The organism is Providencia sp. PROV205 (assembly GCF_028479505.1).
Lineage (GTDB): Bacteria > Pseudomonadota > Gammaproteobacteria > Enterobacterales > Enterobacteriaceae > Providencia > Providencia huaxiensis.
This window is the reverse complement of record NZ_JAMPNU010000018.1, coordinates 96,955-111,593: the sequence shown is the minus strand read 5'-3', so window position 1 is coordinate 111,593 and position 14,639 is coordinate 96,955. Positions and strand designations below refer to the sequence as shown.

Genomic DNA, 14,639 nt, shown 5'->3' with positions numbered 1-14,639 from the left:
ATGTCTCTTCAACAACAATTAGTACAGTTCGCAAAAATAGATTTACTTAACGCATCGACTCCTCTTAATCGATTAAATAATTTATCGCATAAGTTTGGCCGTGAGATCTATATAAAACGTGATGATATGACCCCTCTTGCCATGGGGGGGAATAAATTACGTAAACTCGAATTTTTAATGGCCGATGCATTAGCCAAAAAAGCAAAGATTATTGTTACTGCGGGGGCAATTCAATCAAACCATGTCCGCCAAACTGCGGCTGTTGCTGCCATGTATGGGCTTGAATGCGTCGCTTTGTTAGAAAATCCAATTCAAAGTGATAACCCTAACTTTCTGCATAATGGTAATAAATTATTAACCGACTTATTTGCCACTCGTTGTGTCATGTGTGATGAATTAACTGACCCACAATCTCAAATGGAAGCACTAATTGAAACTCTTTCTCTTAAAGATGCCTATATTGTTCCTGTGGGTGGGTCAAATGTATTAGGTGCTTTAGGCTATATTCAATGTGCTATTGAGATAGCTCAACAGAAGCCAGAACATATAGAATTTGATAAAGTTATTGTTGCATCTGGGAGTGCTGGGACACACGCAGGGCTTGCCATTGGTTTGCAAGAACTATTACCACAAAGCCAAGTGATTGGCGTAACCGTTTCAAGAAAGCAGCAAGACCAAGCCCCTAAAGTCGAGAAGTTACAAACCGAGTTGGCTCAATGTCTGGCTCTAACGAAAACCCCAAAAGTACAATTATGGGATAATTTCTTTGCCCCGATGTATGGAATGCCAAACCAAAAAGGCCTCGCTGCAATCAATTTATTAGCGAGGCAAGAAGGTATTTTATTAGACCCAGTTTATACCGGTAAAGCCATGGCTGGATTAATTGACTACTTAGAAAACTCGGAAGAAAAAACTCCCGTTCTGTTTATTCATACTGGTGGAGCTCAAGCATTATTTGCTTACTCAGATATTAGCCAAACAATTAAATAGTTATCAGTTAAAAGGGCTAAGTTGCCCTTTTTTCTTCTTATTTAGTACCAAAAGTGCTCTACTTTTCTTCTTCTATGACGTTTATCAATTGATTGCTATACACTGATAAAGCACAGGAGAAAACATTTATGAACCAAGTTCCCCATATACTAAGAAAAGCCACGAAACATGATGCATTATTGCTACATAAAATAGGTACGGAAAGTTATTTGCATCATTTTGCTACATTATGGAATAACCAAAATGAACTTAACACATATTTAAGTCAAGAGTACAGCACAGCTAAAATCACTGCAGACCTTAATCAACAGTATATTGATTGGTATATTATTGAAAATACAAGCCCAATCGGTTTAGTAAAACTAACCTATCACTCCTGTATACCTGAAACCGATTTAGCTGGTACTTTATTAAATAAACTTTACTTTTCTCCTAGTGCTACAGGTAAAGGTTATGGAAAAATCGTATTTAAATTAATTGAAGCGCTCGCAAAACAGCAAGGTGACTCTTTGCTATGGCTAGATGTTCTCGCAAGTAACAATCGAGCAATGACATTTTATCAGTCAAACGATATGCATATTATGAAAGAAATTTTATTTACAAGCGAAACTCAGCAATCTCTTGAATATATTATGAGCAAAACACTTTAACTGAATATATTGTCACTATAGGATATTCATGAAAAATACAATTCTTATCACTGGTGCAACAGGCCAAGTTGGTCACTACCTCGTTCAATTATTACAGGAAAAAGGCTATCATGATATTGTTTTAGCGGTTAGAGATCCTGCTAAATTGAAGAACACACCTTATCGAACTGTTGTTATGGATTATGATAAGCCAGATACTATTGAAACCGCTTTACAAGATATCGACTCTGTTTTCATGATGACAGGCTATACCATTGATATGCTTGTACAAAGTAAGGTTTTTGTTGATATCGCAAAAAAATCAGCCGTGAAATATATCGTGCATTTAGGTGCCTGTGGGGACGATAACGCGCAAGTGGCACATTGGGCATGGCACCAACTTATTGAACGCTATATTGAATGGTCAGGAATACAATTTACTCACCTTCGCCCCGAATCTTATATGCAAAACTTACTGGGTTATCAAGGGGATGAGAACTTACAAAAAGGTGTCTTGCGCTCTTATTTTGGCAATGCGGTACTCAGTTGGGTAGACTGTGCCGATGTTGCTGAACTTGCGGCTTATTGCTTACTTAATCCGCAACAGCACGCAGGCCAAATTTATCGCCTTGGTTATGAGAATAGAAATTACACACAAATAGCTGAGTTATTAACAGAAGAGTTGGGGATCCCTTTCAGCTATCAGGCAGAAAATCCCGATGAATTTTGGCAACATGCCCTTAAAAATAATTTAGAGCTCGCCTATATGAAAAGTATCTATGACCATTACGTAGATTTCACTAATGGAAAATTAGACCGCTCAGGAATCGTTTTCGATAATTTTCAAACAATAACAGGCAAAGCACCGACATCACTTAAAGAATTTATTTTAAAGCACCAAGAACAATTTAAATAAACGTAAAATAGGCCTCTACTTGGCCTATTTTTATATTATTTTTTATTCGCAATAAGTATTCCGAAAACAATTAATATTCCGCCAATAAAAATCACTGTGCTGATTTGCTCATTAAGAAATAGAGTTCCCACAATAACCGCACTCAGCGGATTTAGTGCAATAAATGCCCCTGCACCCGCAGCCCCTAATTGTGAGACCCCCTGATAATACCAGACGTAAGCTATTGCTGATCCCAAAATACCCAAATAGCCCAAACTCACTAAATCTTTTAGAGAAAATAATGATACCGTATCTAATGTGATATCGAGACACAACGACGTTACTATCAATAACAAAGTCCCAAATAACACAGCGTAAGTTACCGTATGTAATGCTCCTATTTCTTTAATAACGTTTTTACCTGTTACAGTATAAATCCCCCAACTAACTACACATCCTAGAATAGCTAGATCTCCTTTACTAACCATAAAAACATCACTGCTCGGCGCTTTATCTGATAACAAGATTATTGCCCCAACAACACATAACGTAATCCCAGCACCTTTTTTCAATGAAACCTTTTCTTGCCAAAGAAGAAAAGAAATGAACGCTATCATGGCAGGGTTAATGGCGACTAATAATGCGGCTCTTGACGCAGGAATAATTTGTAAACCATAAAAAAATAAAATTTGATAAATAAACACGCCACTGGCCCCTAATAACATAATCTGCCATAGCTGCCTTTTATTTATTCGTTTCCAACCTAATCGACCGAGTATAATGACAAGAACCAACGAAATACTGGCAAAAAGAAAACGCACCGTCGCGGATAATAACGGTGAAATTTCAGGTTGAATAACCCTACCTGCAATGAATGTTCCTCCCCAAATGACAGATACACATACCATTTGGAAAAATATAAAATTACTTGGTCGTCTTTTCATTTCTGTTATATTGCTCATCCGTGTATTCCCTGTTATCAACTCATATTTCGCTTCTCTTTACATGATGGATAAGCTAACCTTAATGCTGAGTCATATCCTAATGAGCATTTACTCATGACATTAAGCCAACTTGAAATATTCACAATAGTAGCCGAACTCAAAAGTTTTACGCTTGCTGCAATGAAATTAAACATCTCTCAATCGGCCATTTCACACGCGGTAAAATCCCTTGAAAAAGATCTTGGTGTCGTGTTATTTACTCGAGAGCAAAATCAAACCACGTTAACTGAGATAGGAAAAAAACTCTTATTAAGAGCTCATAATATGCTCAATATTCAGGAGGCGATGAAGCAAGAAGCATTTGCTGCAAATGGTCTGAAGGCGGGTATTTTGCGAATTGGTTCTTTTGGTCCGGGGTCATCTTTAGGGCTCCTACCGCCATTACTCGATAAGTTTCGCCAAAAATATCCATTGATAAATATTATGGTTGATGAAGGCGATGATGAAACCATTACACAGTGGTTACAAGAAAAGCGAATTGACGTTGGTGTTGTCGTTCTACCCGATGAACGCTTTGATACGTTTAAAGTCAAAGATGACCAAATGGTTGCTATACTGCCATTAGGCCATCCTCTGGCAAATGAACCTTCTATTTCTTTGAAGCAGCTTTGTGATTACCCATTTAATTTAACCCAAGCGGGTTCTGGAAAAATCGTTCTAGATTTATTTCATTCACAGAAATTAACGCCAAAAATTCAATTTAAGACAAAGCAATTGCTAAGCACTTTTACACTCGTAGCTCGGGGAGAAGCAATTTCTATTGTTGCACAATTAGCAATTCCTGCTCATCTTCAAGACATCGTGATTAAACCCCTTAACCCACCGGTTAAGCGTAGTATTGCTTTTGCTGTTAATAACGAAAACCAAGCATCACCTGCAACGAAGGCATTTTTACAAATTGCAAAAAAACTATATTCGTGATCAGTCAGTGCTATTTCGCAACTGGTAAGTAATTACGTATAAATATGGCTCGTTTGGGTAAATCTCTTTGATAAGCGCTTTCAACGTCTCTAGACTCATGGCTTCTTGCTTAGCATGGTATTCAGAAATGTCATCATAAAAAATTGGCTCTACCGACAGTATTTTAATATCAGTATAATATTCGTCTGTTTCCAACGCGTATACCTTCACAATAGTCCCAGGGATATAATGGCTCTCGCTTTTATCACGGATAGTGATAATTTTTTTACCGGAAACCACCAATGGAAGTAAACGCTCAAAAAAGGTTATCGTGTCTGGGGCGTTATTCATAATATTTCTCTTATTTCTTATGCAATGCCTTTGTTAGGAGCCCCTATTTTCTTATAAACCTAATAAATTGCAATAAAATGGTTCTTTTTGTGCTTCCAATTTTACGAACACTATAGTGAACACTCAGTTTTATATACAATCAAACTATAAAAATATTATCTACTACAATAAATTGAGTACACATAATGAATAACAATGAAAATTTGTTCTATCAACAAGAACACTATTTTTGGGCTGCAATATGTGCAAATGCGGTGAAAATCAGCAACCAAACTAGTGCTTATTTTTCTGAGCTGCCATTACCTATATTTAATTATATTTATCTCCACCAAGGCGCTCTCATTTCAGATTACGAAAAGGCCGAAACGTTATTCAAACAGCAAGCTAAACCTTATGTATTGGTTGTTCATGAACAGGTACTTTCAGTATTTGAGACGGAAATAGCGACACGTGGATTAATCGCAGATGGTGAATCAACCGCAATGATTTTGCCGCAAGAGGCTTTATCACAATACAATTCACCACCACAGCTTAATTCTGGTTTTCAGGTAGCACTGAGCAATGAACAACTGAAAGATTGGGCTCAGCCTTTAATTACAGCATTCCCTGTCGATTCTGATACAGATGAAAGTGACTCAACTGTTACCGACGAGTATATTCGTTATCACCAGAGAGCGCTTGATAAACAAACTAATATGGTGCATTTAGTCTTATTTGCAGATCAGCAACCAGTCTCAACCTTAACTATGACATTTAATAATCAAACAGCTCGACTTGATGATATTGGTACTGATATTCAATACCAAGGTAAAGGGCTAGCGACTTTACTTATTAAACATGCGCTATACCTTTGCCATCAGCAAGGGGTTAAACAGTGTGTATTAGAATCATCCAGCGATGGATTATCTATCTACAAAAAGCTGGGTTTTGAACCTATATTTAATTACTACAGCTACATTGCAGAGTGATTTTATTAAATGCATCTTAATAACCGAGGTGCCTAATTGTTCGGGGGTGACATAATAATGGGAGTAATTCCACTAATATATCCACTTTATTTTGTCACCGTTTGGTACCAATGTTGAATATCTGTCACAATTTGTTCTGTCTGCAATTGCCCATTTTTATCTTTGAAAAAATGGTCTAAATCTTGATATGCTCGATAACTAACATGGGGATTACGGATTTGTTGCATCATATTATCTGTACCATGAGCATCCACATTGGTATCCGCCATTGTTTGTATCACTAAATGTGGAGTTTTGACTGACTGGATAAGTTTTGAATTATCAATGGTAAGCATCTCATACCACCATTTTGAACCATGTCCACTGACAAATTGGTCGTTATTTAATTGCTTTTGTTTTACCGCTTCTGCAAATTGTTTAAAACCTTCTTTTGAGTTTGCAACCTCTTCTTTAGGTGTATTATTTTCAATACTGTACAATACGTCATTGATAAAATATTGACCACCAACATTCAATGCAACGGATGCGGTAATAAAGTTTTCTTGAGCAACAATTAAATTAGTCACCAACGCACCTTCACTTCCGCCTAATAGCACGATGTGTTGGTAATCATTTTTCAATTGTTTTAATACCACTATATAATTATTGGCGCGTTCTAATGGCGAGTCTTTCGACATATAGTCAACAGGGCATTCTTCTTCTGAAGCTTCTTCATCTTTAGTCCCCACATGACTGTTTAGCCCTGTTTTTTCAACTAATAAAATATCATTATCAGGAAATACAACACCGAAGTTTTTCAACATATTTGGGTTATTAATAACACTTTTACAATCAGAACCCTGTAATAAAACTAATAAATCCTTTGATTTTTCTGCTTGCTTTTGGATTAAGTAATAGTTTATTTCTTTGCCCGCTAGGTGAAGAGTTTGCATATTCACAGGTAAATCCTGAGCAAATACACTTAACGAATAAGTTGAAAATAACAACACGGCAATTTTTAATTTCATCATACACTCATCATGTTTTGTAAGGGCCTTTCGACGATATTATATTGAGTTTTTTATAACAAATAGCACCTAAAATGCCCTCACGATATAAGATAAACGTTAGATATAATGGCCTATGCTTGTGCGATCTTTATTGCCATATTAGTAAACAAGTCAGCCGTTTGTTTATTCAATTCTGTTGTCATAACTAAGATTGAAATTTGATCACAATTGGCAATCTTATACCTCGCGACCCCGGGTAACTTGTCCGCGGTCACTCCCATAATAACTTGATTACTGCGCTCAAAAAGGATTTTCTTAAATTTAGATTCTTCATAATCGAATATCGAGACCCCCATTTGTGGATCTAAAGCACAGCCACCAATAAAGCATTGGTCAAAATGAATTTGGTTTATTTGATTTACTGCAGAAATATCAATGCTCGCGCCAACTTGGCGGTTTAATTTCCCACCAATTAAAATCACTTCATATAGTGGTTTTTTCATTAATTCCAATGCTATTGATGGAGAGTGAGTCACAACCGTTAACGATAGTTCTGAAGGTAAATAACGAGCGATTTCTAAGTTAGTTGAACCTGAATCAATAAAAATACAGGTATTTTGTTTGACTAGTTTATTGCAAGCCTTCGCTATTTTGATCTTTTCATCTTGGTTTTGTGCCGTTCTCTGCTCGAATGCGCCCTTTTCTTCAAGCATACTAACCGCTCCACCATGGACTCGGCGGCAAACGCCTTCTTGTGCTAGTTCATTTAAATCCCTACGAATAGTATGCTCTGAAACTTGCATTTCACGGGCTAATGTCGTGCAAACCACTCGCCCTTCATCTTGTAGTAGCTGGCGAATTTTATTTTGCCTTTGTTCTGGAAAAGCGACATAATCGAGCATGGAATTCCTCATTAACTATTTTTATCGATCATAATCGAGCAAGAAAAGATGTCAAACACTATCTTGTTCAAGCACTCGAGGACAACTAAATGGCGCACTCTCCGTTACCAGATAGCTTTTTCTTACATGAGCTTGCAAATACTGCCGGTAAAATTTCCCTTGAATACTATCGAACACATGAACTCAGCGTTATTGCAAACAAACCCAAAGAGAACTATCGCTTCGACCCGGTCACTCAAGCAGATAAGCTAGCAGAAAAAGCCATGCGAGAACTGATATCCAAACATTACCCAACGCATTCTATCATGGGTGAAGAGTATGGAATAACGGGTACTGGTCCCATTCAATGGGTGCTTGACCCCATTGATGGAACCCGCCCTTTCCTTTGTGGTCTTCCTTTATGGGCAAACCTGATAGGCCTAACTGAACATGGCAAAGCGGTTATGGGGATGATGAGCCAACCCTATATTGGCGAACGCTTTTGGGCTGACCAACACGGGAGCTGGACCAGTAGCTCTCACGGGCAATATCGCTTATCTACTCGCAAGCAAGTCAAACTCGAGCAAGCCATTTTGCATACCACATCACCAGAACCTATTGCAGCACGCCCAGACATTCATTTTATGGCGCTGGAGAAACAGGTACTTATGACTCGCTATGGAGGAGAATGCTATGCAATGGCAATGTTAGCAGCAGGTAGAATCGATATTTGTGTCGAATTCGCACTGGAACCTTATGATATTGTTCCATTAATCCCTATTATAGAACGTGCGGGTGGCATAGTGACTACATTGGATGGCAACCGAGCCGAAGCTGGCGGTGCCGTTGTTGCAACGGGCTGTCCATATCTTCATGAACAAATTCTGACTATCTTAAATACAGGTAGTTAATTTTATTTTTTAAGAAGTACTATAAAATGCAATCTACTCAACAAGTTAATAGCCATATATCTTTAATACCCGCTAAAAGGGAGCAAATTTCTACTCGAATTATTTTTTTTATTGCTGGTTTTGTTACCGCAGCCTGGGCGGCCATTGTTCCTTATGTCAAACTAAACACAGGAGCAAATGATGCTACCCTTGGCATGCTGCTATTATGTTTTGGTGGAGGGGCACTTATTGCGATGCCAGTGACTGGAGCATTAGCTGCCAAGTTTGGCTGCCGCCGCTTAATGGTTTTTTCCACCATCGCCTTTAGTTTGTTATTCCCCATTTTATCCTCTTTATCGCAAGTTAACTTTATCATTATTGCCTTATTATTATTTGGGATTTTCATTGGTTTAACGGATTGCGCGATGAATATTCAAGCAGTGATTGTTGAAAAATCATCTGATAAACCAATCATGTCTGGTTTTCATGGTTTTTATAGTGTCGGTGGCATCGCGGGTGCAGGTACCATGAGTTTAGTTTTGCTACTTGGTGCTTCCGCAACAATGTCATCAATCATCATTTCAGTTGTTGCAGTGGTTTTGTTAGCTATTTGCTATAACGGTTTAATCCCTTACGCTAATGCCCCAACTGGCCCGCTTATCGCTATCCCAAAAGGCGTTGTTTTGGTGATTGGCATCGTCTGTTTTGCCGTTTTTCTTGCTGAAGGCGCAGTACTTGACTGGGGTGCTGTATTCTTAATTGAACACCATGGATTAAAAGAGACTTTAGGCGGTTTAGGGTTTGCTGCTTTTGCTACAACCATGACTATTGGCCGATTACTGGGCGACAAAATTGTTATGCGAGTCGGTTCCGCACGTGTCGTATTTTTAGGTGCTTTACTTGCTTGCCTCGGTTTTGTTATTGCTGTTTTATCTCCTCATCTCATATTGGCCATCATGGGTTTTGCATTAGTCGGTGCGGGTTCATCTAATATAGTACCGGTGATGTTTTCTGCTGTAGGGAAGCAAAAAACGATGCCAGAGGCTCTTGCCGTACCCGCAATTTCTACTTTAGGCTATTTAGGTATTTTGGCGGGACCAGCTGCTATTGGTTTTGTTGCTTTCCAACTATCGTTGGCGACTGCATTATTATTAATCTCTGCACTATTAGTTATTATTGCTTTTGTGACTCGTTTTATCCGTGTTTAATTTTTTAGTCTCATTGGGCTACTAGGTTGTAGCCCTATTCTCCGTTTTCTGTCATCAATTGTTCGTATCTGATAAAAATGGGTGTAATCGTGCTTTATTTATAGGTTTCATCTATATAATTATTCATTAAACTATTAAAATCCTTTCTAATTTTCCTGCTAACGATTTCCTTGTAAACACTGAGGCTTAATGGACCCGACTCATAAAAAAAATATTATTATTATTGGAGCTGGTTTTGTTGGTACAACATTAGCTTGGTATTTATCAAAACAATCTGATAAGCAGGTCATTTTGCTTGATAAAGCGCACGCAGGCCAAGGTGTTACACAGCACGCTTTCGCTTGGTTGAATGTGTCATATGGAAGGCCTGATGCATATAGCCAACTTCGCCAACAGGCGCTTGTTGCATGGCATGAACTCGATGAACACACTGATGGAAAGTTAAATATCCAGTGGACAGGTGCTCTCAGCTGGCAAGAAACAGATTCAGCAACTGCAGAATATGTCTACCACCACCAACAGAGTGGATTTAATGTCGAATTATTGGACAAGTCAACCGTTCACAAGATGGAACCTTGCTTATCTGTTTTACCTGAACTCGCTGCATTTTGCCCAGATGAAGGTAGTGTTGACCCCATTCATGCAACAAAAACGCTATTATCCTTTGCTATTGAACAAGGCGTTATTTACTTACCTGAACAGGAAGTTCAAGCTATCTTGCAGGAAGGTGGACGCATCATTGGCGTAAAGACTCAAACAGATACTTTTTGGGCTGAACAGGTTATCGTGACTGCGGGTACAGACGCGACTGCACTTATGGAATCGCTACATGTTGAATTACCTGTTATAGCCTCTCCCTCTATCATTGTGCATATCAATGGCTCCACCGAGCAAACATTGGTTCAACATATCATTTCGACACCACAAATGGAGCTACGGCCAGCAGGTTCAGGTAAAATACTCTGTGCTGAAGACTATATTAGTGAAAAACCTGAGCACAATGCGGTGGCTATCGCACAAAACGCCCTTACAACGATTAAAAATTCATTTATAGGTAGTCATACGTTAAATCTTGAAAACGCTTTCATAGGAATGCGACCTATGCCTAAAGATGAGATGCCAATTGTCGGAAAAGTTGCTGATTTCGAAGGTTTATATATTATCAGTATGCACGCTGCGATCACGCTAGCGCCTTTGATATGCCAATTGGCTCAAGATGAAATCTTGCATGGAATAGAACAAGCTGCCCTTGGCCCATATCGATTAACTCGTTTTGTATCAGGTAACTGACAAATGAATATTCCGTTGTACTATTTAAGACATTATCAATCGATTGAAAAAACGTTTTGGACATCTATTTGTGAACATAGTATCCAGATTGCACAACACACAATTTGCTATTTAACGCCCCTTAATTCGCCGGCGTTTAACTTCATTTATTTGCAGCCTGACTCGACCAGTCACGCCTTTATGCAGGCTCACAACCTGTTTGTTTCACAGAAGAAAAACCATACCTTAGTGATCCCCGAAGAGATGCTCCCGCAGGTGGTTAATGAAGCCGAATCTTTAGGGTATAAACGTGACAGCGTCACTACTGCGATGGCATTAACCTTAGCTAAGCAAAATGAAGTTGAACTGCCTGATAACCAAGTCGATATCGTCTTAGCGAATCACGATCTGTCCTTGTGGGCAAAGCCTCTGGTTTCTGCATTTTATCTGTCAGAAGAGCACGACCAGGTTATTCAGGAATATGTGCGTTATCATGAAGATGCACTACAGCAAGGCGCTCCACAGTTTCACCTTGTGTTACTCGTCAATGGCGAGCCTGCGACCTCAATGACTGTGACGATTGAAGGAACGTTAGCCCGTTTTGATGATATTGGTACTGAGCCAAGCTACCAAGGTAATGGCTACGCTTCACAACTCATTGATTACGCACTTGTATTTTGCCGCCAGCAAGGCGTAGAGCACTGCTTCCTAGATGCGTCTGAAGCAGGTTTTGACCTATATAAAAAATTCGGTTTTGAGCCACTATTCCGCTATATCAATTATGTCTGGTGCAAATAATTTACAACAATTGAGTTACTTGTAGAGGCATCTAATCTGGGATCATTGCTCAGGCAATGGTTCCAGATTCAGCCATTCCAAATCAATCCTAATAACAAAATCCGTCTGATGTTTACATATGAAAATTAATATTATTGGCACGAGTGGCAGCGGTAAAAGTACCCTTTGCCAGCAACTTTCTTTGTTGTTAAATGTCCCTCCTATTGAGTTAGATAGCTTATATTGGCTAGCAAATTGGCAAGGTTCTTCGGATGATGAGCTTAGCCAGAAACTCACCGCTGCATTAGATAACGCGGGGTCTGGATGGGTCCTTGATGGAAACTATACACGGACTCAACCCATTAAATGGAAAGAGGTTGATATGGTGGTTTGGTTGGATTACTCCTTGCCTCGAACCCTTTATCAGTCTATTACGCGTACATTAGCGCGCATTTTTTCTGGGCAAGAGCTGTGGGAAGATACAGGCAATAAAGAACGTTGGAAAAATGCATTTTTCAGCCGCGATTCGATAATTTTGTGGCTGCTAAAGACCTACTATCCAAATAAGAAAAGAAACCTAAGTCATATGGCAAATCTCAATTTACGCCATATTCAGTTTGTTCGGCTCACTTCTCCAAAAGAAACAAATTTATTTTTACAGCAGATGAAAGCTCAAGTTCAGGGTTAAGAAACATCTCGGTAGTCATAAAAACCACCGAGATAGTTAGTATTTTACTCAGCGATTAAAGCTCATCACATGCCGTTTTTAACATCGCAGTTTGTTGGAATTTTTCAATTCCTAACTCAATCAGTCGGCTGATTAATTGTGGGTATGTCATACCACCTTGCTGCCACAATTTTGGATACATACTGATATTTGTAAAGCCAGGCAATGTGTTGATTTCATTGATGACTACATCATTGTTTTCCGTTAAGAAAACATCCACACGGGACATTCCACTGCAATTTAGTGCGCGGTACGCAGATAAGGCAATCTCACGTATTTTATCACTCACTGCATCATCTAATTGTGCAGGAGCCACGACAGAAGCACCATTTTCATCAATATATTTAGTGTGGTACGCATAGAAACTGTCGTGTAATACGATTTCACCACAAGGGCTGGCAAGAGGTTCTTCATTACCCAATACGGCGCACTCAATTTCACGCCCTTTTACTGCGCTTTCAATAAGGACTTTCATATCAAATAAGAAGGCAAAATCCAGCGCCGCGTTAAATTCCGATTCAGTGCTGACTTTACTGATCCCGACAGATGAACCTTGATTTGCTGGCTTAATAAAAAGTGGTAAGCCTAATTGCGCCACGGTCGCTTCATATTCAGTTGTTGCACGTTCATTTTTGAGCACTGTTATAAATGGAGCAATATTTAAGCCTGCGTCTCTAAGTAATCTTTTGGTAACGTCTTTATCCATGCAGGCAGAGGAGCCTAAAACACCTGGGCCTACAAACGGCAAATTCGCCATGCGCAATAACCCTTGCAACGAGCCGTCTTCGCCTAAGTTACCGTGAACAATAGGAAAAATAACATCGATTTGTGGCAATGGCTTGGCATCTTCTAACGAAATAAATTGCTCGCTCGTTTTACCTGGAACAAGTGCGATGGCTCGCTTAGGCGTATTTAACGCAATACGAGAGGGATCATCACCATGCAATAAATAATCAGATTCGTTATATTCATGCCATTGCCCTTCTTTATTAATCCCCAAAAGGCATACATCAAATTTATTGCGATCTAACCCATTGATAATATTTTTAGCGGACTGTAGTGAAACTTCATGTTCTGTTGATCGACCACCAAAAATAACACCGACTCGTATTTTGCTCATTATTTGCTCCGACATAAAACACTAGACCTAGCCGAGAAATATAGCATGCAAAGAAAAGGTTATGGCATAAATTATTTATTTTTCATTAAGACTCGCTGGCTTTATAACCAAACCTTCTTTTTTTGATAGCTAATTATCTTTTATCTATCAGAGTTTCAATACTGATATTCACCTGTTCAATTAGCCACTGCGTAAAAATAGCCGCTGCACTACCTTGCTCAACAGGTTTCGATGACAATAAATAGTACGCTGAATTATCTTCAATAAAACCATATGGCGCGGCTAATTGTTTCGATTGTATTTCGTCGGCAACCATCAAAAATGACGCGAGAGCCGCCCCTTGCCCAGCTAAGGCCGCTTGAATACACAAGTAAAAGTGCTCGTATGTAATAGTTTTACTATTTTGAAGCGCTATTTCTTTTATATTTTGCCAAGTTTCCCATGCATTGGGTCTAGATGTGGTTGATAGCAGTGCTATATGACTAGCGTTTTTCTTAAAATCAAGTTCAGGCCGAACCACGACTCCCATTCGTTCTGAACACACTTTTACCGCGCAAAGATTGTCATTCCATTTAAAATCATTACGCCTCAATGCTAAATCAACGTTCGTTTTTGTGAAATCAATTACACCACCAGCTGCGACTAAATGTACTGTAATATGAGGATATTGCTGATAAAAATGCGTAAGTCGAGGTATTAACCATTTCATTGCAATTGTTGGTTCACAAGACAAGCTAACAACATCAGGAAATGTGCTGTTTTTTATCTTTTCAATACCATCTTTGAGCTGTTCAAATATCGAACTAGTGGTTTGTAACAATATTTGGCCGTTCGCTGTTAAAAAAACAGCACGGTTCCTTCGTTCGAATAACTCAACACCAAGGTATTCTTCTAATAAACGAATTTGTCGGCTAATCGCACTATGAGTCACATTCAACTCATGTGCCGCTTGCACAAAACTGCCTGCTTTTGCAGCAGTATCAAAAAAACGTAATGACGTTAATGGTGGTAGTTTCATATATAGGTAACTAAAACTGACAG

At 38.9% G+C, this 14,639-nt stretch carries 16 protein-coding genes; 10 read left to right on the top strand and 6 right to left on the bottom strand.

The window, feature by feature from the left end; genetic code table 11:
* The 3 genes from PR800_RS11395 to PR800_RS11385 all read left to right on the top strand — a co-directional run bounded on the left by PR800_RS11395 (position 1) and on the right by PR800_RS11385 (position 2,535).
* Positions 1-990: a D-cysteine desulfhydrase gene (locus PR800_RS11395; RefSeq protein WP_102140322.1), complete on the top strand. Its 990-nt coding sequence runs from the start codon at positions 1-3 to the stop codon at positions 988-990.
* Positions 991-1,118: 128 nt separating this feature from the next.
* Positions 1,119-1,640: a GNAT family N-acetyltransferase gene (locus PR800_RS11390; RefSeq protein ID WP_210848079.1), complete on the top strand. Its 522-nt coding sequence runs from the start codon at positions 1,119-1,121 to the stop codon at positions 1,638-1,640.
* Between the two features lie 28 nt (positions 1,641-1,668).
* The gene (locus PR800_RS11385) at positions 1,669-2,535 is read left to right on the top strand and encodes an SDR family oxidoreductase (protein ID WP_210848080.1); all 867 of its coding nucleotides are present in this window, start codon (positions 1,669-1,671) and stop codon (positions 2,533-2,535) included.
* 35 nt (positions 2,536-2,570) lie between these two features.
* Here the strand turns inward: PR800_RS11385 and PR800_RS11380 are convergent, their stop codons facing one another.
* Positions 2,571-3,476, bottom strand: a complete 906-nt coding sequence (locus PR800_RS11380) for a DMT family transporter (RefSeq protein ID WP_272530843.1) — start codon at positions 3,474-3,476, stop codon at positions 2,571-2,573.
* A 96-nt stretch (positions 3,477-3,572) separates the two neighbouring features.
* On the opposite strand from PR800_RS11380, the gene PR800_RS11375 reads away from it, so the two are divergent.
* Positions 3,573-4,439, top strand: coding sequence for a LysR family transcriptional regulator (locus PR800_RS11375; protein ID WP_272530842.1), 867 nt, complete (start codon positions 3,573-3,575; stop codon positions 4,437-4,439).
* Here PR800_RS11375 and yqfB read toward each other — a convergent pair whose 3' ends face one another.
* Positions 4,440-4,769: a N(4)-acetylcytidine aminohydrolase gene (yqfB, locus tag PR800_RS11370; RefSeq protein ID WP_272530840.1), complete on the bottom strand. Its 330-nt coding sequence runs from the start codon at positions 4,767-4,769 to the stop codon at positions 4,440-4,442.
* A 185-nt stretch (positions 4,770-4,954) separates the two neighbouring features.
* On the opposite strand from yqfB, the gene PR800_RS11365 reads away from it, so the two are divergent.
* The gene (locus tag PR800_RS11365; RefSeq protein WP_272530839.1) at positions 4,955-5,737 is read left to right on the top strand and encodes a GNAT family N-acetyltransferase; all 783 of its coding nucleotides are present in this window, start codon (positions 4,955-4,957) and stop codon (positions 5,735-5,737) included.
* 86 nt (positions 5,738-5,823) lie between these two features.
* Here PR800_RS11365 and PR800_RS11360 read toward each other — a convergent pair whose 3' ends face one another.
* Positions 5,824-6,747, bottom strand: a complete 924-nt coding sequence (locus PR800_RS11360; RefSeq protein ID WP_272530838.1) for an alpha/beta hydrolase family protein — start codon at positions 6,745-6,747, stop codon at positions 5,824-5,826.
* 110 nt (positions 6,748-6,857) lie between these two features.
* Positions 6,858-7,628 carry a DeoR/GlpR family DNA-binding transcription regulator gene (locus tag PR800_RS11355; protein WP_272530837.1) on the bottom strand — a complete coding sequence of 257 codons (771 nt, stop codon included), beginning with the start codon at positions 7,626-7,628 and terminating at the stop codon, positions 6,858-6,860.
* 89 nt (positions 7,629-7,717) lie between these two features.
* Here PR800_RS11355 and hisN point away from each other — a divergent pair, with 89 nt between their 5' ends.
* The 5 genes from hisN (at position 7,718) to PR800_RS11330 (ending at position 12,439) form a co-directional block, all read left to right on the top strand.
* Positions 7,718-8,518 carry a histidinol-phosphatase gene (gene hisN / locus PR800_RS11350; RefSeq protein ID WP_166267443.1) on the top strand — a complete coding sequence of 267 codons (801 nt, stop codon included), beginning with the start codon at positions 7,718-7,720 and terminating at the stop codon, positions 8,516-8,518.
* Positions 8,519-8,544: 26 nt separating this feature from the next.
* Positions 8,545-9,705: an MFS transporter gene (locus PR800_RS11345; protein ID WP_272530836.1), complete on the top strand. Its 1,161-nt coding sequence runs from the start codon at positions 8,545-8,547 to the stop codon at positions 9,703-9,705.
* Between the two features lie 189 nt (positions 9,706-9,894).
* The gene (locus tag PR800_RS11340) at positions 9,895-10,995 is read left to right on the top strand and encodes an NAD(P)/FAD-dependent oxidoreductase (RefSeq protein WP_272530835.1); all 1,101 of its coding nucleotides are present in this window, start codon (positions 9,895-9,897) and stop codon (positions 10,993-10,995) included.
* Positions 10,996-10,998: 3 nt separating this feature from the next.
* Positions 10,999-11,772, top strand: coding sequence for a GNAT family N-acetyltransferase (locus PR800_RS11335; RefSeq protein ID WP_272530834.1), 774 nt, complete (start codon positions 10,999-11,001; stop codon positions 11,770-11,772).
* Between the two features lie 118 nt (positions 11,773-11,890).
* Positions 11,891-12,439, top strand: coding sequence for an adenylate kinase (locus PR800_RS11330; RefSeq protein WP_231068290.1), 549 nt, complete (start codon positions 11,891-11,893; stop codon positions 12,437-12,439).
* 55 nt (positions 12,440-12,494) lie between these two features.
* Here PR800_RS11330 and ddlA read toward each other — a convergent pair whose 3' ends face one another.
* Together ddlA and PR800_RS11320 are read right to left on the bottom strand one after the other, a co-directional pair.
* Complete coding sequence (gene ddlA, locus PR800_RS11325; protein ID WP_102140335.1) at positions 12,495-13,598, bottom strand: D-alanine--D-alanine ligase; 1,104 nt, start codon at positions 13,596-13,598, stop codon at positions 12,495-12,497.
* A 133-nt stretch (positions 13,599-13,731) separates the two neighbouring features.
* A complete protein-coding gene (locus tag PR800_RS11320; RefSeq protein ID WP_102140336.1) occupies positions 13,732-14,616 on the bottom strand; it encodes a LysR substrate-binding domain-containing protein in 885 nt (294 codons plus the stop codon).
* Between the last annotated feature and the right edge of the window lie 23 nt (positions 14,617-14,639).